The organism is Desulfoluna butyratoxydans (genome assembly GCF_900699765.1).
In the GTDB taxonomy this organism is placed as follows: Bacteria; Desulfobacterota; Desulfobacteria; order Desulfobacterales; family Desulfolunaceae; genus Desulfoluna; species Desulfoluna butyratoxydans.
Genome location: NZ_CAADHO010000011.1, coordinates 47497 through 65094, shown reverse-complemented (window position 1 = coordinate 65094; position 17598 = coordinate 47497). Strand labels below are relative to the sequence as shown.

16 protein-coding genes and 6 tRNA genes are annotated in these 17598 nt (G+C 59.9%); 11 read left to right on the top strand and 11 right to left on the bottom strand.

What is annotated here, in order from left to right; genetic code table 11:
* Nucleotides 1–9: 9 nt before the first annotated feature.
* The 8 genes from MSL71_RS22335 (at nucleotide 10) to rarD (ending at nucleotide 8911) form a co-directional block, all read left to right on the top strand.
* Complete coding sequence (locus MSL71_RS22335; RefSeq protein WP_180145196.1) at nucleotides 10–3045, top strand: FAD-dependent oxidoreductase; 3036 nt, start codon at nucleotides 10–12, stop codon at nucleotides 3043–3045.
* A gap of 209 nt (nucleotides 3046–3254) precedes the next feature.
* Complete coding sequence (locus MSL71_RS22330; protein ID WP_180145193.1) at nucleotides 3255–3692, top strand: hydrogenase iron-sulfur subunit; 438 nt, start codon at nucleotides 3255–3257, stop codon at nucleotides 3690–3692.
* Nucleotides 3689–4636: a 4Fe-4S dicluster domain-containing protein gene (locus MSL71_RS22325; protein ID WP_180145190.1), complete on the top strand. Its 948-nt coding sequence runs from the start codon at nucleotides 3689–3691 to the stop codon at nucleotides 4634–4636. The genes MSL71_RS22330 and MSL71_RS22325 overlap by 4 nt, the downstream gene beginning before the upstream one ends.
* Nucleotides 4637–4787: 151 nt before the next feature.
* On the top strand, nucleotides 4788–5828 hold the full coding sequence (locus MSL71_RS22320; RefSeq protein WP_180145186.1) for a 4Fe-4S dicluster domain-containing protein: 1041 nt from the start codon (nucleotides 4788–4790) through the stop codon (nucleotides 5826–5828).
* 12 nt (nucleotides 5829–5840) lie between these two features.
* Nucleotides 5841–6686, top strand: a complete 846-nt coding sequence (locus MSL71_RS22315; RefSeq protein WP_180145183.1) for an FAD/NAD(P)-binding protein — start codon at nucleotides 5841–5843, stop codon at nucleotides 6684–6686.
* Nucleotides 6687–6781: 95 nt separating this feature from the next.
* A complete protein-coding gene (locus MSL71_RS22310) occupies nucleotides 6782–7093 on the top strand; it encodes an IscA/HesB family protein (protein WP_180145180.1) in 312 nt (103 codons plus the stop codon).
* 144 nt (nucleotides 7094–7237) lie between these two features.
* Complete coding sequence (locus MSL71_RS22305) at nucleotides 7238–7729, top strand: hypothetical protein (protein ID WP_180145177.1); 492 nt, start codon at nucleotides 7238–7240, stop codon at nucleotides 7727–7729.
* 273 nt (nucleotides 7730–8002) lie between these two features.
* Nucleotides 8003–8911, top strand: a complete 909-nt coding sequence (gene rarD / locus MSL71_RS22300; RefSeq protein WP_180145174.1) for an EamA family transporter RarD — start codon at nucleotides 8003–8005, stop codon at nucleotides 8909–8911.
* A 225-nt stretch (nucleotides 8912–9136) separates the two neighbouring features.
* Here rarD and MSL71_RS22295 read toward each other — a convergent pair whose 3' ends face one another.
* From MSL71_RS22295 to MSL71_RS22250, 10 genes are all read right to left on the bottom strand, one after another.
* The gene (locus MSL71_RS22295) at nucleotides 9137–9577 is read right to left on the bottom strand and encodes a hypothetical protein (protein WP_180145165.1); all 441 of its coding nucleotides are present in this window, start codon (nucleotides 9575–9577) and stop codon (nucleotides 9137–9139) included.
* A gap of 277 nt (nucleotides 9578–9854) precedes the next feature.
* Nucleotides 9855–9930 (bottom strand) — tRNA-Lys (locus MSL71_RS22290).
* A gap of 5 nt (nucleotides 9931–9935) precedes the next feature.
* Nucleotides 9936–10011 (bottom strand) — tRNA-Val (locus tag MSL71_RS22285).
* Between the two features lie 36 nt (nucleotides 10012–10047).
* A tRNA-Lys gene (locus tag MSL71_RS22280) sits at nucleotides 10048–10123 on the bottom strand.
* A gap of 6 nt (nucleotides 10124–10129) precedes the next feature.
* A tRNA-Val gene (locus MSL71_RS22275) sits at nucleotides 10130–10205 on the bottom strand.
* Nucleotides 10206–10266: 61 nt separating this feature from the next.
* Nucleotides 10267–10342 (bottom strand) — tRNA-Lys (locus MSL71_RS22270).
* 6 nt (nucleotides 10343–10348) lie between these two features.
* A tRNA-Val gene (locus MSL71_RS22265) sits at nucleotides 10349–10424 on the bottom strand.
* A gap of 241 nt (nucleotides 10425–10665) precedes the next feature.
* On the bottom strand, nucleotides 10666–11481 hold the full coding sequence (locus MSL71_RS22260) for an SDR family NAD(P)-dependent oxidoreductase (protein WP_180145161.1): 816 nt from the start codon (nucleotides 11479–11481) through the stop codon (nucleotides 10666–10668).
* Between the two features lie 37 nt (nucleotides 11482–11518).
* A complete protein-coding gene (locus tag MSL71_RS22255) occupies nucleotides 11519–12445 on the bottom strand; it encodes a glycyl-radical enzyme activating protein (protein ID WP_180145147.1) in 927 nt (308 codons plus the stop codon).
* Nucleotides 12446–12548: 103 nt separating this feature from the next.
* On the bottom strand, nucleotides 12549–13448 hold the full coding sequence (locus tag MSL71_RS22250; protein WP_180145144.1) for a sulfite exporter TauE/SafE family protein: 900 nt from the start codon (nucleotides 13446–13448) through the stop codon (nucleotides 12549–12551).
* 155 nt (nucleotides 13449–13603) lie between these two features.
* Between MSL71_RS22250 and MSL71_RS22245 the strand changes: the two genes are divergently transcribed.
* The 3 genes from MSL71_RS22245 to MSL71_RS22235 all read left to right on the top strand — a co-directional run bounded on the left by MSL71_RS22245 (nucleotide 13604) and on the right by MSL71_RS22235 (nucleotide 16191).
* Nucleotides 13604–14653 (top strand): TOBE domain-containing protein, encoded by a 1050-nt coding sequence (locus MSL71_RS22245; protein WP_180145141.1) that lies wholly within the window; start codon nucleotides 13604–13606, stop codon nucleotides 14651–14653.
* An 87-nt stretch (nucleotides 14654–14740) separates the two neighbouring features.
* A complete protein-coding gene (locus MSL71_RS22240) occupies nucleotides 14741–15430 on the top strand; it encodes a DsbA family protein (RefSeq protein WP_180145137.1) in 690 nt (229 codons plus the stop codon).
* Nucleotides 15431–15843: 413 nt separating this feature from the next.
* Nucleotides 15844–16191 (top strand): hypothetical protein, encoded by a 348-nt coding sequence (locus MSL71_RS22235; RefSeq protein WP_180145134.1) that lies wholly within the window; start codon nucleotides 15844–15846, stop codon nucleotides 16189–16191.
* A 65-nt stretch (nucleotides 16192–16256) separates the two neighbouring features.
* Here the strand turns inward: MSL71_RS22235 and MSL71_RS22230 are convergent, their stop codons facing one another.
* Nucleotides 16257–17390: an amidohydrolase gene (locus MSL71_RS22230; RefSeq protein ID WP_180145131.1), complete on the bottom strand. Its 1134-nt coding sequence runs from the start codon at nucleotides 17388–17390 to the stop codon at nucleotides 16257–16259.
* Nucleotides 17391–17598 lie beyond the last annotated feature (208 nt).

Here is a 17598-nt window from a genome sequence, read left to right as displayed (position 1 = left end):
AGATTGGAAATGACTGCAAAACAAACCATCGGATCGGTACTCATTGCCGGGGGCGGCATCGGCGGCATCCAGGCCGCCCTGGACCTGGCCAACTCCGGGTACAAAGTCTACATGGTGGAAAAGGCCCCTTCCATCGGAGGGGTCATGGCCCAGCTGGACAAGACTTTTCCCACCAACGACTGCTCCATGTGCATCATGTCCCCCAAGCTCGTGGAGGTGGGACGCCACATGAACATCGAGCTCCTCACCCTTGCCGAGATCAAAGGGGTTTCAGGGGAAAAGGGTGATTTTACGGTGGAGGTCTTTCAAAAGGCCCGCTATGTGGACATGGACAAGTGCATCGCCTGCGGCGCCTGCACCGAAAAGTGTCCCAAAAAGGTGGAAGACGTTTACAACCAGGGCCTGGTCAAACGAAAGGCCATCTACGCCCTCTACCCCCAGGCCGTGCCCCTGAAGTACTGCATCGACGCCGACAACTGCCTCAAGCTCACCAAGGGCAAATGCGGTATCTGTGAAAAGACCTGCCCTGCTGGCGCCATCAACTACGAGGACACGGACAAAACCCTCTCCCTCAACGTGGGCTCCATCATCCTGGCACCGGGATTCAAGGCCTACGACCCCAGCGGCAAAGCCATCTACAACTACGACAAGAGCCCGGATGTGGTCACCTCCCTGGAATTCGAGCGCCTCCTCTCCGCCTCGGGCCCCAACCAGGGACACGTGGTGCGCATGAGCGACCACGCCGAGCCCCGGAAGATCGCCTGGCTCCAGTGCATCGGCTCCCGGGACATCAACACCTGCGACAACGGCCACTGCTCCAGCGTCTGCTGCATGTACGCCATCAAGCAGGCCATCATCGCCAAGGAGCACGACCCGAGCCTGGACTGCACCATCTTCTACATGGACATGCGGACCCACGGCAAAGGCTTTGAGAGCTGTTACAACGAGGCAAAGGAGAAGCACGGCATCCGCTTTGTGCGCTGCCGCGTGCACTCGGTCTTCAGCCAGGCCGGAGACGAGGTGGGACAGGTCATCGACTACGTGGACGAAGCCACGGGCAAGGTAACCCGGGAAATCTACGACCTGGTGGTCCTCTCCGTGGGCATGGAGATCTCAGACGAGGTGAAGGAGCTCGCCCACACCATGGGCGTAGAACTCACCCCCGGAGGCTTTTGCAAGACCGATTCCTTCAACCCGGTTGCCACCACCCGGGACGGGGTCTTTGTCTGCGGCGCCCTCCAGGGCCCCAAGGACATTCCCCAGTCGGTCATTGAAGCGGGCTCTGCCGCCCTGTCGGCCGGCGCGGCCCTCACCTCGGCCCGGGGCACCCTCACCAAGGCCGTGGCCACCCCCACCGAGACCGACATCACGGGCGAGCGCCCTCGGGTCGGCGTCTTTGTCTGCCACTGCGGCATCAACATCGGCAGCGTGGTGGACGTGCCCGGCGTGCGGGATTTTGCCAGGGATCTCCCCTTTGTGGAGTATGTGGGAGACAACCTCTACTCCTGCTCCCAGGACACCCAGGACGCCATGACCAAGGTGATCAAGGAGCAGAAGCTCAACCGCATCGTGGTGGCGGCCTGCTCTCCCAGGACCCACGACCCGCTCTTCCAGGAGACCCTCATCAACGCTGGGCTCAACAAGTACCTCTTTGAGATGGTCAACATCCGGAACCACAACTCCTGGGTCCACAAGGACCACCCGGAAGAAGCCACGGAAAAAGCCATGGAGATGGTGCGCATGGCCGTGGCCAAGGTGGCCCTTTTCACGCCCCTCACCGAAGCCGAGCTCTCCATTGACCAGAACGCCCTGGTGGTGGGCGGCGGGCTCTCGGGCATGGCCGCAGCAAGAGCCCTCTCCGGCCAGGGGTACCACGTCTCCATCGTGGAAAAAGAAGAGCGTTTGGGCGGCCAGGCCAACAGCCTGTTCACGACCTCCAAGGGTGAGTCCATTCAGCAGGGCCTTAAAGCCATGAGCGCCGAGGTGGAAGCCGATCCCAACATCGACCTGTTCCTGGGGGCCGAGCTCTCCGAGGTGGAAGGCTTTGTGGGCAACTTCTCATCCACCATTTCCCAAAAGGACAAGAACACACAGACCGAGCACGGGGTCACCGTCATTGCCACCGGCGCTGCCGAGCACACGCCGGATGAGTACCTCTACGGCAAGGATCCGCGTGTCCTGACCGGCCTGGAGCTGGACGAAAAGTTCATCGCAAACGATCCCATGCTGGAGAAAGCAAGCTGCGCCGTCTTCATCCAGTGTGTGGGCTCCCGGGAGCCGGGGCGTCCCTACTGCTCTCGCATCTGCTGCACCCACACCATGTCCTCGGCCCTGCATCTTAAAGAGAAGAACCCCGAGATGAAGGTATTTGTGCTCTACCGGGACATCCGAACCTACGGCGAGCGCGAAGCCCTCTACAAAGAGGCCCGGGAAAAAGGCGTGATCTTTGTCCGCTACAACGTGGATGACAAACCCGTGGTGGAAAACAGCGGGGATCACCTGACGGTCACCGTCACCGACCACGTGCTCAACCGCCCCCTGGCCATCAAGGCGGACCTGCTCACCCTGGCCGCGGCCGTGGTTCCCCACCGGGACGAGAAGCTGGCCCAGTTCTTCAAGGTGCCCATCAACGACGAGGGCTTCTTTGCCGAGGCCCACGTGAAACTGGCGCCCTCGGACTTTGCCGTGGACGGTGTCTTCCTCTGCGGCCTGGCCCACTATCCCAAGCCGGTGGACGAATCCATTGCCCAGGCCCAGGCCGCCGCCTCCAGCGCCACGCGCCTGCTCTCGGGCAAGACCATCAACACCAGCGGAAACGTGGCCGAGGTCTCCCAGTCTCTCTGCAGCGGCTGCGGGGTCTGCGTGGCGGTCTGTCCCTACAACGCCCCGAGCCTCCAGGCATCGGGCAGGGACGAAGGCAAGGCCATCATCAACCCCGTGATCTGCAAAGGGTGCGGCGCCTGCGTCGCCTCCTGCCGCTCCGGCGCCCTGCAGCTCAAAGGGTTTGAAGAGGCCCAGCTCATGGCCATGATTGATAACATCTAGGCCCGTAACCATGTAACCACTCAGCTGGCCTCCGGCGGGTCGCTTTTTTGAAAAAAAGCTCCGCAAAAAACTTTCCATAATAGAAAAGTCGAAATTATTTCGGCGAAGCCTGGAAAGACTTGCTCAAGGCCTGCTTGTCAAACTTTTCGAAAGTTTGGCCCCCGGCAGGGCCGCCGGAGGCAAGACGTTTAAGATACAGGAGAACATCAATGAGTTCGCTTGAACCGAAAATTGTCACGTTTCTCTGCAACTGGTGCAGTTACGGCGCCGCCGACCTGGCGGGTGTAAGCCGTTTTCAATATCCCCCCAACATGCGGGTGATCCGCGTGCCCTGCTCGGGCCGCATCTCGCCCAAAATGGTCCTGGCGGCCCTTCGCAAAGGAGCCGACGGGGTGTGGATCTCCGGGTGCCACCCCGGCGACTGCCACTACATCGAAGGGAATTACTATGCCCGGCGCAAGTTCACCCTCCTCAAGGAGATGCTGGAGTTCAACGGCATTGAGCCGGGACGCCTCCACTTCTCGTGGATCTCGTCCGCCGAAGGGGTGAAGTTCGCCGAGGTGGCCAACAAGGTCATTGACGAGGTGAAAGCCCTCGGGCCCGCCACCGTGTTTATCAAAGAGAGTCCGGAGGAGAGCGCCGCATGAATGCCATCGTAGAAACCATCCGAGCCACGGCCAAGGAGCTCCTCGTCAAAGGGGAGGTGGAAGCGGTCATCGGTTTTCGCAAAGGGAGCCTGCCCCTCTCCACCGAACCCTTCATGGCCACAACCCCCGAAGAGACCGAAAAACTCACCTGGGACGCCAACTGCCGCCTCAACCTGGCCGCCTACCTGAACAAAGGGATGGGCAAGGTGGCGGTGGTGGCCAAGGGGTGTGACTCAAGAAACATCGTGGGCCACATCGTTGAGAACCGTGTGAAACGTGAGGATGTGGTGGTCATCGGGGTGCCCTGCACCGGCATGATCGATCCTCAAAAGGCCATGGACGCAGCTGGCGGAGAAATCCTCAGCGCTACGGAAGACGGGGACCACCTGGTCTTCACCACGGCCACGGCAGAAAAACGCATCGCCAAGGCGGATGTGCTGCGGCAGAACTGCGCCCTCTGCGCCCACCCCAACCCGGTGATCTCAGACACCATGGCAGGTGATGCCGTGCCCGAGCCCCAGGGTATCGACCGCTACGCCGATATCCGGGAGATCGAAGACAGGCCCAGCGCGGAAAAGTGGGCCTTTTTCGAAGAGGCCTTTTCGTCATGCACCCGCTGCTACGCCTGCAAAAACGCGTGCCCCTTGTGCTACTGCCCCACCTGTTTCACGGAGGAGTCCCGTCCCCAGTGGGTGGGCAAGGGTACCGACCCCGTGGACGTGCGCACCTACCACATGCTCCGGGCCATCCATTGTGCCGGTCGCTGCACCGACTGCGGCGCCTGCGAATCTGCCTGTCCCATGGGCGTGCCTGTGCGCCTTCTGACGCGCAAGATGGAAAAAGCCGTGGAAGAGAACTGGGGATTCGAAGCGGGCCTCACCACCGAGACCCGACCGGCGCAGGACACCTTCCGCCTCGACGACCCGGAAGCGTTTATTCTGTAACCAGGGGATGCCCAGGTCACAGCCTGCCTTTTCCCGATGTTTCCCGGGGCAAAGGCAGGCAGCGATCACCCAACCATGCGATGACACCCCATGTCGTTTACATAGGCAGTCGCGACCCCGGGGTGCAGGGGCTATATAAAGGATCATACCGATGACCATATTACGTATCGATAAATCACGTTGGACCGAGGGGCTGGACAGGGCGCGTCAAGCCTACGCCCTGGTGGGACCCGCTCCGGATGGAGAGGTCCCGGGCTTTCGGGAGCTCAAAGAAAGTGAGTACCCCATCATGGACGGCGGGCAGACCCGCCTGTCTCCCAAGGGCGTCGTGTTTCCAGCTTCCCAGGTGATGATGACCTGCTCGTTGAAAGAAGGGGACCCGAAAAAAGACATCTACGAAGCAGTGGAGATCGACACCCGACCCCGGGCGGTGGTGGGGATCCGTCCCAACGACGCCAAAGCGCTTCAGCTTGTCCGCCTCAACTTTGACACCGATGAGTACAAGGACCCCTATGTGGTGGAAGCCTATGAGGCCTGCACCTGGATCGGCCTGGCCGTCCAGGCGCCCTCTGCCATGGATTTTTCCACAAGCTGCGGTACCGGGCCCTTTGACGAGTCCTGCCTGGACGTAATGCTGGTGGATGACGGCGAATACTACCTTGCCAGGGTGCTGACGGACAAAGGCGCTGTCTGGGCCAAGGCCGCCGGATTTGAAACACCCGCTGAAGACGGGGCCGACGCCCTTATCGCCGAAATGAAAAAAACGGCGGAGGAGGCCATCACCTCGTCCATGGCCTGGAACCGCATCCAGGACGGCGCCGTCCTGGACATCTACGGGGCGGACCACTGGGAAAAGACCACCTTCGCCTGCATCAACTGCGGCACCTGCACCTATGCCTGCCCCACCTGCTGGTGTTTCGACATCCAGGACGAGGTCCACAATGAGACGGGCTACCGCATCCGAAACTGGGACTCCTGCATGACCTCGCTGTTTACCCGGCACGGGTCCGGCCACAACCCCCGGGAGACCCCCATGCAGAGGACCCGGCAGCGGTTCATGCACAAGCTGAAGTATTTCCCGGACAAATACGGTCAGGGCATCATGTGCGTGGGGTGCGGACGGTGCATCGAGCAGTGCCCCGCCGGCATCGACATCCGAGACGTGTGCAACACCATGAACAGCCAGGCATAGGGGGAGTCCATCATGCAGAATCCGTACGTACCCTACCCGGTCCGCATCGACGCCGTCGATACGGCCACCGAAGACAAAAGCTTAAAGACCTTTACCTTCAGCTTCCTGAACCCCGGGGATGAGGATAAATTCGCCTACCAGGCCGGGCAGTTTGCCGAGCTCTCCATCCCCGGTCAGGGGGAGATCCCCATCGGCATAGCCTCTTCCCCCACGGAAAAAGGCTTCGTCATGTTCACCGTGTTCAAGACAGGCAAGGTGACCGCCCATCTCCACGACATGAAGGAAGGCGACATCATGGGCATTCGGGGCCCCTTGGGCAACTGGTATCCCTGGGAGACCCTCACCGGAAAGAACATCCTCATCGTGGGCGGTGGGTTTGCCTTCACCACCCTGCGCTCCTCCATCAAGATGATGCTGGAACCGGAGAACAGGTCGAAATTCGGCACCATCGACGTGGTCTACGGCGCCCGGACCCCGGGGATGCTTCTCTACAAAGAGGAGCTCATGGCCTGGGAAAAGCGGGACGACATCAACATGCACATCACCGTGGACACCACCGACGATCCCAACTGGGGCTACCACACAGGCTTTGTGCCCGCCCTCACCGAGAAGGTGGCCCCGGCCGCCTCTGAAGACACCTACGCCATCGTCTGCGGGCCCCCTGTGATGATCAAGTTTACCCTGCCGGTGCTGGAAAAACTCGGCTACAGCCACGACCGCATCATCATGAGCCTGGAAAACCGCATGAAGTGCGGCATCGGCATGTGCGGCCGCTGCAACATCGGCAAAGAGCTGGTCTGTAAGGACGGGCCCGTCTTCACCCTTGCGGAGATCAATATGACGCCAGGTGAATTTTAAGCACATACAATCAAGATGTTAAACGCATACACTGATGCGTTTGTTTAACCGGTGGGGCATCCCCCCCCCATGGACACAAAGGAGTACATAAGCACATGTTTACCGTCACCGAAGCGGCTCAAACCGAGATCGCCCGTTACTTTGAAAACCGAACCCCTGCCCCCATCCGCGTCTTCCTCAACTCCGGTTGCGGCGGTGCCCAGCTGGCCATGGCCGTTGACATGCAGAAAGACGGGGACACCCTCTACACCATCGGGGGCATGGAGTATGTCATCGAAACCGATCTGCTCAACCAGGCCCAACCCCTGGTGGTGGATTTTAAAGATGTCGGATTCAAGCTCAGCTCAAGCCTCAAGCTGTCAAGCGGATGCTCATCCTGCGGCAGCCACGGCTCCTGCTGTTCCTGACCCACACCGATAAGGTGCCGGTTGTGTTCGTTCCACGGATAACCGGTACCTGAACGATTTGTCCTGTCTGACCCGGCGGGCACACGGCTGACGGCTTACAGCCTTGTGCCTGCCGGGGACGACACCTTTTTGCCCGGAGGCACCATGATCCGCTGCATCCATCTCACCCATCGCTTTGAAAAACAGCTCAGCGCCATGCGGCGTTCATCAAAGATGGCCGTTGCCGCAGGTCGCAAGGCAGACACCATCATCAACCGCCTTACGGCCAACGGCCAGGGCCCCCTGCACGAAGCCGGAAAGCTCAGCAACCACGGCGAACGCCGGATCCGACATGCCGTGAAATTCGATATCGGCAAGGGCTACCGCATGCTGGGGGTCAAAAAAGACGACGAGCTGTTCCTGCTCTTCATCGGACCCCATGACAGCTGCGCGGCCTGGATCGAAAACAACAGGGGCGTGGAAAACCCCGGGGACCTGACGCGCATCAGGACCCTGCCCGTGACCCAGGGCGATTCCGAACCTGCCGTTGCCCTCGACGGCTGCCGGGAACCCGATTACGATGACCTCCTCCTTGCCCGGGTCACCGAGCAGGACCTGTGCGTGATTTTCAGGGGGTTGAGGGGGCAGAACGGTTGAATAGTGAATAGTGAATGGTGAATGGTGAATGGTGAATAGGTTAAGGGCGGAGGGGGTTGTGTCAACCACAAAGGCACTTCGCCCCCCCTGGCCCTTGCACGGCGCGACGGATGCCGTTATTTCATGTGTGCAGCACTCCGGTAAAATCCCGCAGCCTTTCCTTGAGTAACGCCCCCTCTTTTCCTCGACAGCCCAGACGGCCCATGTTATCACACTCTTTTTAACGTCTTGATGTTTGATATCAAGGCAACCCATGACTTACAGGAATGTCCCATGCCGTCTCGTTCAGAATCCGCCGTCGGCCTGCTTGTTGCCATGCAGGCCTTTCTTATTTGGGGGCTCTCTCCCCTTTACTGGAACCACCTCTCCCATGTCCCGGCCTTTGAAACCCTGATGCACCGGGTGGTGTGGTCCCTGGCCTTCCTGGTGCCCATCCTTGTTTTCCAGAAGAAAATGGGGCCCTTTTTAAAGGCCCTCACCAGTCTTCGCACCCTGGCCGTCCTTACTGTCACCACCTGCCTGGTGGGGGGCAACTGGTTCCTCTTCATCTGGTCCATCAACCATGGCCATGTGATGCAGACCAGCCTGGGGTACTATATCAACCCACTGGTCACCGTCTTTTTGGGGATGATTTTTTTAAAAGAGCGGCTCACGACCAGGCAAAAGATCGCCGTGCTCCTCGCAGGGCTCGGCGTGGCCTGGCTCACCATCGATTACGGGACCCTGCCCTGGATCTCCCTTGCCCTGCCCTTCAGCTTTGCCTTTTACGGCCTTATCCGCAAGGTGGTGGACGTAGGTCCCCTGGTGGGCCTCACCGTGGAGACCCTGCTCATGGCGGTACCGGCCACACTCTATCTGGGAAACCTGGCCGCAGCAGGAGACGGCGTCTTTCTCCACACAGGGGTCGCCACGGACCTTCTCCTCATGGGCACCGCCCTGATGACGGCCCTGCCCCTGCTTCTCTTCAACCTGGGCGCCAAGGCACTGACCCTGTCCACCATCGGCTTTATTCAGTACCTGGCCCCCACCTGTACCTTTCTGCTGGCCGTGTTCTATTTCAAGGAGCCCCTGGATCCGTCTCTGGTGCGCACCTTTCTCCTGATCTGGAGCGCCCTGGCCCTTGTGACCTGGGACTCCATTGCGGTCTACCGAAGGCAGGCCAAACCCGCGGAGGCGGCATGACCTGAACAGACACAAACAACAAAGCGGAGACCGGTTACCCGGTGCTCCGCTTTTTTATGGTACATGGAAACGCCCCGCCTGCCGGGGCGTTTTTTTTATTAGGGCCATGCCAAGAACACATCAACACATGACAGGATCAGCCCCAAAGTCCTCGGCATGGTTTTTTGATCGTTGCGTCGACACATAACGAGTATCGTTATGTCTTACTATTTTAGGGTACAGCCTTTAGAACTGGGGTTCCATCACGTCTCCGCTGTAGGCGCCGATGAGGATGGTCAGGTCCCCTGAGGTGAAATGGTAGTACGGTTCCTTGACATCCGGGTGCAGGGCCCAGTAGAGATCGCAGGAGGCTCCCTGGAGGTCGAAGCCCGGCGGCAGTTTTTTGGCGGCATCAATGGCGCTGATCATGCGGCTCACGTCAATGGGCCGCATGCCGATGGGCAGCGGGATCTTGTCGTGCTGAAGCACCCCGCCGTAGCGCCAGGTCTCGGCCCAGGGCTCGGGGTCAGGAACCACAGGGATGACTTTCATCATCACCTGGACCCAGTCGTAAGGGGGTTGGGAGACATGGCTGTCCTTGGCGGACAGGAGTTGAACATTCACGCCCGTCTCTCCGAACTGCTCGAAGGTTTTCTTGATATCCTCGTCAAATCGTTTGGCATCCATACACGGCACTCCTTGTTTGTTTTGGATGGAATGTAGGGAGGGCCTTACCGGGTGCAGAAGGGGGCGATGGGGACGTCACGGACGGTGGGATCCGGTTTTGTGAAAACGGATGAGAGACGCGTGGTGTCTGTCAGGGGCCCTTTTCGGGTGATCTGTGGCAGATCATTTTTTCCTTTGTGAAGTTTACCATACAGCCCCTGTGTCCACAAGGGATGTCGATACCGGGAAAAAGGCCCAACGAAAAAAGCCGAAGCATATGCTTCGGCTTTTTTCATGATGGTGGGTCGTACTGGGCTCGAACCAGTGACTCTCTGCTTAAAAGGCAGATACTCTACCGACTGAGTTAACGACCCGCGGATGGTGGGCGAAACAGGGCTCGAACCTGTGACTTCAACCTTGTAAGGGTTGCACTCTTCCAACTGAGTTATTCGCCCGGTCAACCGGGTCGACGCCAAAAGGCGCCTTATGTATGGTGGGTCGTACTGGGCTCGAACCAGTGACTCTCTGCTTAAAAGGCAGATACTCTACCAACTGAGTTAACGACCCGAAAGATGGTGGGCGAAACAGGGCTCGAACCTGTGACTTCAACCTTGTAAGGGTTGCACTCTACCAACTGAGTTATTCGCCCGGACATCCGGAGCGACGCCCAAAGGCGTCATATGTGTTGCCAGCCATGCCGGCTTGTCTTCTGGTGGGTCGTACTGGGCTCGAACCAGTGACTCTCTGCTTAAAAGGCAGATACTCTACCGACTGAGTTAACGACCCAATGGGTGGTGGGCGAAACAGGGCTCGAACCTGTGACTTCAACCTTGTAAGGGTTGCACTCTTCCAACTGAGTTATTCGCCCGAAGAACGAGGAAACTTTTACAGGACCCTCCCATGCATGTCAACACCTGAAAGCCACATTTTTCGATGCTTTCAGCCTCTGGGAACTATGGGGCCGGAATATCAATCGATATTGTACCATTATTTTAAAACGGTTGATAATCGAAAATGGGCAATCCCCCTTTCCACCCCGTTTGGGGCCGGTTTCAGCCCCCACGGGACCGGCCGGAAGGCACCCGCAGCGTTCCTGCCTGGGTTACATGCTAATTCACCCGTGCGGCCCCCAGCATGGCCGTGAAGTCCGCACCGAACCGATAGATGGGCCCGGGGATAAGGCGACGCACCCAGTACAACAGCTTGGTGCGCACACCGGGAACAATAAGGAACCGGCCCTGCTCAATGCCCCGGATCAGCTTGGCGGCGGCCACGTCCACGGGAAGGACACCGGCAAAATCCTTGAGGGCGCGGGTCTCTTTGGGGATGGTGGGCTTTTCCCGCTCCAGCATGGGGGTGTCCACCTCGGACGGGCAGAACAGGCTGACCTGCACCTCAAAGCGCGCCAGTTCACAGCGCAGCACCTCGGCAAAGCCCATGACGGCAAACTTGGAGGTGCTGTACGCCGAATACCCGAACACAGGGATAAATCCGGCAGAGGACGCAACCAGGACAAGGGCGCCCTTGTTCTTCTTAAGCCAGGGCACGGTGGCCGCGGCAATGTTGCGACTGCCCGAGACGTTGATGGCCAGCACCTTGTCAAAGGCCTCGGCATCAATGTTTTCGAAATGGTCGGCAACCCCCACCCCCGCGCAATTGATCACCACATCCGGTGCCCCGAAGTCGGCGACGGCCTGGGCGATTTTGCCGTTCACATCCTCCCAGTCGGACACATCCATGGGCAGGGAGAACACCTCGGGCTCGTCCGATCGCGCCCTGAAGGCACCGGCCACGGCGGTCAGCGCCTTCTCCCCCCGGGCAAAAAGCGCCACACGGGCCCCGTTGTCAAAAAGCTGCCTGGCTGTCTCCAGCCCAATACCGCTTGAGCCACCCGTCACGTAGACAGTGATACCCTTCCAGTCCATGGTCGCCTCCTTATCGTAGTAGGAATGTTGCCGGTGGTTACAAGGTCTCGATGCCTCGCTTTTCAAAACAGGTTTCCCATTGTGCCACCTCCTCCGGTGCCATGAACCCGCCCGGGACACCGTCCACGCGGCCTCCGATGTTAACGGTTTTCCCGTGCCAGAGCGGATTGTAAGGCAGGAGCTGCACCTTCCGGGCCCCCAGGGCGCTGAGGTGGTCGGCCACGGCCGTGATGTTTGCAAGGGTTGCCGTGATGCCGGGGACGAGGGGAATCCTGGGGAGAAGCTCCAGGCCCCCTGCCCGGTGAAAGGCCAGGAGATGTTCAAGGTTTTCGAGGATGCGTGCGTTGCCCACACCGCAATACTGTTTGTGGGCCTCCGGGGAGATGAGCTTGATATCAAAGTATACCGTGTCGGTGTGGGGACGGATGTGGGCGTCAAAGGCCGACCGGGAAAAATGGCCGCTGGTCTCCAGAAGGGTATGAATGCCCCGTGCCTTGAGTCCCTGCATGAGCTCGCCGCAGTACCGGGGAAACAGGGTCGGCTCCCCCCCGGACAGGGTCACCCCGCCCCCCGAGGCGTCGAAAAAGGGCATGTCTTTTGACACCGCCGACACCACCTCATCCGGTTCCATGGTACGACCCACAGGCTCCAGGGCCTTTGACGGACACACCTCGGTGCATGCCATGCAGAGGGTACATCGGGAACGGTCCGGCCCCCTCCCGGGGTCGAGGGCCCCTTCCCGGCACACTGACAGGCACTCTCGGCAACCGATGCATTTTTCCGCATCGAAGGAGAGTTCCGGTCCGGCCTTCTTGCTTTCGGGGTTATGGCACCAGGCACAGTCAAGGGGGCACCCCTTGAGAAAAACCACCGTCCTGATACCGGGGCCGTCATCCAGAGACGCGCCCTTGATCTCCAGGACCAGGGGCGCATCACGTTTATCAGCCGTTGCTAAGGGGTTCATGCGCACTTTCATGTATGGGGTAAATCCATCTGTTTTTACGTCGGATCAGTCCCTATGGGCATGAAATACCGTAACCATGTTTACAAAAGCGGTCAATCCTTATCTACGGGCGGACATACAGGATAAATTCAACGATATACTTTCCGGCGGTTCCCGCCAGGACAATGCAGAGGAGCCACTTGAGCCCACGCTCCGGCATGTATTTCTGGCATCGAGCGCCCATGTAGATGCCTGCGATGCCGCCCAGGCCGAAGAGAAGCCCCAGGCCCCAGTCCGGGGCAATGTGCATGGCGGGAAAAAAAGGGGCCATGCCCTGATAAAAAAGCACCCCGGTAACGGAGGTCACAAAGGTGCCCATGAGGGTCGCTCCGGCGATGGTGTGGACCGGAAGCCTGTAAAACGAAACAAAAAACGGCGCGATGATGGCCCCGCCGCCAATGCCGTAGATGCCTCCGATGATTCCCACCACAAAACTCATGAAGGAGATGCCGGGCACCGAGAAGCGATGGGTGCGCCCGCGGAAGGTATAGGCCATCTCCCGAAGGTTCCAGAAAAGGACCGTGGTCTTAAAATCACTCCCCTCTTCCGTTTTCGGCTCTTTTCCCCTCGTATCGAGGAGCTGCCTGACCATGCGAAACCCGATGTACAGAAGGACCATGCCCACAAACATCTTGAAGTGAAGCGGGTCCGGCAGGTAGAGCACCCGGATCAGCGCACCCAGGATCACCCCGGGCATGGTGCCCACCACCACCACCAGGGTCAGGGGCCAGACCATGCGCCCCTCCTTGATGAACCGCCACACCCCCGAGGGGATGGCAACAATATTGAAGAGCTGGTTGGTGGCGCTCACCGAGGGATGCACGTACCCAAGGACGGACATCTGAAAGGGAAGGAGCAGAAAGGCGCCGGAGAGTCCGGCCATGGAGGTAATGAAGGAGACGCCGAAGGCCACGACGGGGGGGATCCAGGGGGCCACGTGAACGCCTGCGGTTTCGAAAAGCATGGTCACCTCCTTTGAACAGGGGGTTGTCATGAAGTGCGCCTGTTGGTCAATTGGCACGGTTTTTATAATTTACATGTCACTTGTACCACCCGATTTCCAACCATGTCAACCCGATTTCCTTGGAAATAAACGGATCTGTCGCTATAATGCCCTCCATGAAAACACCGCCGCATGCATCCGCCAACCCATCGACCATCCTCACGCCTTCCGAGGAGGAGCGCACCCTCGACCCTGTTCAGCTGGCCGCCCTGGAAACAGCCTTTCGGGACTGGGTCTCGGCTGCACGGCGCTCCGACGTGCGAAGGTCCCGGCAGAGAATTTTCTGCATCTTCCTGCTCATTCGCTACACCGGTGCCCGTTTAGGGGAAATCCTGGGCATCGCCTCCACCGATCAGATCGACTTTACGGGCCACACCGTGCATATCGGAAGCCGGTCCGCCGGGTACCGGGATGTCCAGATCCCTCCCCACGTGGCCGAGGGAATCCTCGAGGTCCTGCCGCCATCCACCGAAGCCCCTTTTTCCGTGGATCCGGGGCATGTGCGAAGAAAGTTCTATGAACAGGCAGAGTCCTGCGGGCTGGCCAAGGCCATGGGAAGCCCCAACGTCATCCGCCGGTCCCGTGCCCTGGAGCTCTTGCGCAGCAACCTGCCCCTTCCCGTGGTTCAGAAGATGCTCGGCCACAGCACGGCAGGTCTGACCGCCTCCTGGCTCGATTTTTCCGAACAGGACATGCAGCGGGTGGTGGCCCATGTCACCCGACGCGAGAGCAGGATCAAAACAAGCGCAAGGAACAGCTTTGCCGGAAAGGTGGCCAGCATGGTTTCCGGAGAGATCCAGACGGTGGTCACCCTGGACACCCTGGGGGGCTACCCCATCACCGCCATCATTACCAATGAAAGCGCCGACCGCCTGGCCCTGAAGCCGGGAACCCTTCTCACCGCCGAAGTAAAGGCCCCCTGGGTCCTGGTGGCCGCAGGGCCCCACCCGCCCCTGACCAGCTGCGCCAACACCCTTGAAGGAAAGGTGCGCCGTATTATTAAAGGTGGAAACACAACAGAGGTGATCCTCGGTCTCAAGGACGGCACCGAGGTCTGCGCCCTCATGACCCGCTCCGGGGACGATGACCTGGGGCTGCGGCAGGACGATACGGCCTGGGCCCTCATCGATGCGTTTTCCGTGATTCTCCGTATGGGGGACCTGTAGCGCCAAAAAGGCGCCTTGAGCTGGGGGCAAGGTATGGTATAAGTGGGATCTTGTGATGATCAAACGGGGAACCGGAGGACGAAAGACGTGAGCCAGACAACGGACAAAGAGATTATTTATGTGGGCGACCCTATGTGCGCCTGGTGCTTCGGATTTGAGCCGGTCCTTGATGCCCTCATGGAGCGCCTCGGGTCTTCGGTTCCCTTCCGGTTTATCATGGGGGGACTGCGGGTGGAGGACCCCATTGCCATCACCGACGCCATCAAGCCGAAGCTCCTTGAAAACTGGCACGGGGTGACCCGGGCCACGGGCCAGCCCATCAACGGCCACCTGCTGGCAGATGCCCCGGATTTTCTCTACGACTCGGCACCGGCCAGCCGGGCCTTTGTTGCCGTCAGGCGCCTGAACCCTGCCCTGGCCCTGCCTTACTATCGGGCCCTTCATCACGCGTTTTACCTGGAAATGAAAGACATAACGCGGCCGGAGATCCTCTGCGACCTCGCCAAAGGGATCGGCGTGTCCCCGGAGCAGTTTCTGCCCCTTGCACAAAGCGACTCCGTCCGTGCAGAGACCTTCGACGATTTTGCCCTGGCCCGGGACTACAACGCCCTGGCCTTTCCCGCCCTGGTTCTCAGGGAAGGCGAGGCGGCATCGGTGCTCAACCAGGGCTACAAACCGCTCTCCGCCCTCACCGGCATCCTCGATGACTGGGTGACGGGCACCCTGCCCACCTCCGAGATCACCCCAGCCCTCCTCATCTTCGGCCGCGCCTCCTGACGCGTGAGCGCGCCGGGTTTCTTTCAGGGTAATACGTATCGCAACATCTCAATATTTATATCAATGTTTAGAAAAATAACACTTCATATTCATTCCGTGCCGTGACATAATTCAATCATCCGTAAACGGTCGGACACCCCCACGTCTCCACATCCCCACTGCGTTTTTCTACCAAAACCCACCTCTCCATCAGGCTCCCAGACCGAAGGCGCCGGGCCAGGCCCGGGCACCAGCCATCATGAAGCAGCCAAACCATTGGGCCATCCCGCAAGGCTGACACGCCTTTCGGGTCGATCCGGCCTGCCGCGGAACGGATAAAGCGCCTGCTTTCCCCATGGGACAGACGGGGTTGCAGGGATGTGTGACGGGTTGTAAGTCGCTGTTTTTCATTCTTTAAGAATCAGGAGAATTCCATGCTCAAGCCATTTTCAACCAACCACGATATCAAGGGTAAAGCAACGGGTTTTTCCATAACAAACAGCGAAGGCAAGGAACGCAAGTTTGCCCTGACGGACAACACGTTGCCCGAGTCCCGCACAGACAGGCCCCAATCCTGTTTTGTCCGCGCCCCCTTCTCCCTTTTGTTCAAGGGCGCTGAGTGCACCTGCTCTTCCAGGGGAAGGGTGACCATCCGCCCCCCGGCCAAGGAAGACGCCTCCGGATTTGAGACGACCGAGCCCCGGGACGAAAACGGCAATGAGGCCCCGCGCCTTCGCTTCCAGGCGGTGTTCAATTCCAACTCCGGGTTGTGGAGCACCTGATCTGTCCTGGCCCGGATATTTCATGAGAAAACATCCTGATTTTCTCACCCTTCGGGCGAGCCGGGTCAGGGGGTCATGCTGCGCTGACATGTCCGGATGATGGCGGAAAACAGGGCAATGCCCGGCCCGAGAAGGGCGTCCGGAAAGTTGTAATCTGCGTTGTGAAGCTGCGGCCCCTCGCCGCAGCCCAGCCCCACCATCACCCCGGGGTAGCGGTGGGTGAACCACCCGAAGTCCTCACTCCACCTCATGGGCTCGGAGAGTGTGGTGACGTCCAGGCCCGCATCGGTGGCGGCCTCCATCACCATTTCAGCCATCTCCCGGTCCACGGGTGTTCCCGGAAACTCATTGGTCACCATCACCTCGCACCCCAGGCCTGAAAGCCCGCTTTTCTCCTCCAACGCCTCCTTGATACGGGACATGCGGTAATGCAGGTATGCGTCCGCCTCCCCCCGCAGGGTGAGCTGCACCCGCGCTTCGCCGGGGCTCACCCCGAACCCGGGCCCTCCCACCTGAAGATGGGTCACCGTGCTCATGAAAAACGGTTCGCCCTGTTCCCTTGACAGCAGGCCCTCATCGGCCAGGAGCGCTTGCACAATGGGCATGGGGGAGTTCCCGTGCTCGGGCCAGGCAGCATGGCTCGGCGTGCCGGAAAGATGGATATCCATGCCCAGGGAGGCGCAGGCAAAAAGCCTGTCCGGCACGCACACCTGCCCCAGGGGTCTGCCGGGCAGGTTGTGGAGGGCAAAGACCCGGTCCGGGATGATGCCCTGAAACCGAGGATCCTTGATCACGGCATCGGCCCCGGCCCCGGTCTCTTCGGCCGGTTGAAAGAGAAGCACCACCCGCCCCCGCTTAGGGGGCGACTTTGAGAGTTCACGGGCCAGGCCGCAGAGGATGGCCGTGTGCCCGTCGTGGCCGCAGGCATGGGACAACCCCTTGTGGACCGATGCATAGGGAAGGCCCGTCATCTCGGTTACGGGCACCCCGTCTAGGTCGGCCCGGAAAAGAAGGGTCTCTCCGGTGGACGTCCCGTCAAAAAAAACCGCCACCCCGTGGCCGCCCAAATCCCTCACCATGCCGTGGTGGTCACAGCCAGCGAGCCAGTCGGCAACCATCCCTGCTGTTTTCTCCTCCTGCCCGGAGGCTTCGGGTATGCGATGCAGCGCCTGCCGCAGTGTCACCAAATCTTCATCCATAATCATCCTGTCTCATATCTGACGGGCACCAGCACCGTGCCCTTGTTGACCTTGGCCCAAAGGGGAACGCATCCGTATCACGGGCACAAGGGTACCCTCGGCAAAAGAGGCGTCTCCTTTGCCCTTTCAGCGTACGCTACCACCATCATGCCCGCAGGAAGCAGGAAAAAAACGTCACCGCCCCGTACGGCCTGTGGGCAGAGGCGCT

Coding starts and splice junctions, on each gene's coding strand:
- MSL71_RS22335 (WP_180145196.1), top strand. CDS start 10: ATGACTGCAAAACAAACCATCGGATCGGTACTCATTGCCGGGGGCGGC.
- MSL71_RS22235 (WP_180145134.1), top strand. CDS start 15,844: ATGCTCAAGCCATTTTCAACCAACCACGATATCAAGGGTAAAGCAACG.
- MSL71_RS22330 (WP_180145193.1), top strand. CDS start 3,255: ATGAGTTCGCTTGAACCGAAAATTGTCACGTTTCTCTGCAACTGGTGC.
- MSL71_RS22315 (WP_180145183.1), top strand. CDS start 5,841: ATGCAGAATCCGTACGTACCCTACCCGGTCCGCATCGACGCCGTCGAT.
- MSL71_RS22250 (WP_180145144.1), bottom strand. CDS start 13,448: ATGCTTTTCGAAACCGCAGGCGTTCACGTGGCCCCCTGGATCCCCCCC.
- MSL71_RS22320 (WP_180145186.1), top strand. CDS start 4,788: ATGACCATATTACGTATCGATAAATCACGTTGGACCGAGGGGCTGGAC.
- MSL71_RS22255 (WP_180145147.1), bottom strand. CDS start 12,445: ATGAACCCCTTAGCAACGGCTGATAAACGTGATGCGCCCCTGGTCCTG.
- MSL71_RS22260 (WP_180145161.1), bottom strand. CDS start 11,481: ATGGACTGGAAGGGTATCACTGTCTACGTGACGGGTGGCTCAAGCGGT.
- MSL71_RS22295 (WP_180145165.1), bottom strand. CDS start 9,577: ATGGATGCCAAACGATTTGACGAGGATATCAAGAAAACCTTCGAGCAG.
- MSL71_RS22325 (WP_180145190.1), top strand. CDS start 3,689: ATGAATGCCATCGTAGAAACCATCCGAGCCACGGCCAAGGAGCTCCTC.
- MSL71_RS22305 (WP_180145177.1), top strand. CDS start 7,238: ATGATCCGCTGCATCCATCTCACCCATCGCTTTGAAAAACAGCTCAGC.
- MSL71_RS22230 (WP_180145131.1), bottom strand. CDS start 17,390: ATGGATGAAGATTTGGTGACACTGCGGCAGGCGCTGCATCGCATACCC.
- MSL71_RS22310 (WP_180145180.1), top strand. CDS start 6,782: ATGTTTACCGTCACCGAAGCGGCTCAAACCGAGATCGCCCGTTACTTT.
- MSL71_RS22245 (WP_180145141.1), top strand. CDS start 13,604: ATGAAAACACCGCCGCATGCATCCGCCAACCCATCGACCATCCTCACG.
- rarD (WP_180145174.1), top strand. CDS start 8,003: ATGCCGTCTCGTTCAGAATCCGCCGTCGGCCTGCTTGTTGCCATGCAG.